This window comes from Streptomyces sp. GbtcB7 (assembly GCF_019091445.1).
In the GTDB taxonomy this organism is placed as follows: Bacteria; Actinomycetota; Actinomycetes; order Streptomycetales; family Streptomycetaceae; genus Streptomyces; species Streptomyces mirabilis.
The window spans coordinates 1-327 of sequence record NZ_JAGXJM010000208.1 but is presented as its reverse complement, the minus strand read 5'-3'; the positions used below and the strand labels follow the sequence as shown (position 1 = coordinate 327).

1 protein-coding gene is annotated in these 327 nt (G+C 65.1%); it reads left to right on the top strand.

Going from position 1 to position 327, the window contains the following annotated elements; all coding sequences use genetic code 11:
• Positions 1-93 precede the first annotated feature (93 nt).
• The coding region (locus tag KVT44_RS55865) for a hypothetical protein (protein ID WP_217576933.1) at positions 94-327 on the top strand (234 nt) is incomplete at its 3' end.

Sequence of the window (327 nt, the reverse complement as noted above, 5' to 3'; positions counted from 1 at the left end):
GTGGGGTGCATCGCTCGATGAGGTGAAGCCCGCCGCACGCAACGATCGATGCGGGCTCATAGACTCGCGGGTGACGTCTCGAGGGGGAGAACCATGGCGCCCACCACACCTGTCCGACGCGCGGAGCGAGCACGAGCTTCGCTCGAGTATCTCGCTGAGCACGCCGATGTCGACGAGTACCGGCCGATCTCCGAAGTTTGGAACAGCATCCTCCGCTCTGTTCCCTTCACTGATCATGAGGCCGAGCTCACTTCCAAGGGGCGTCCCCGGGGTGAGGCGGACTGGCGATGGGCAAGCGCTGATCTCGCAGCGGCAGGCTGGCTGCGA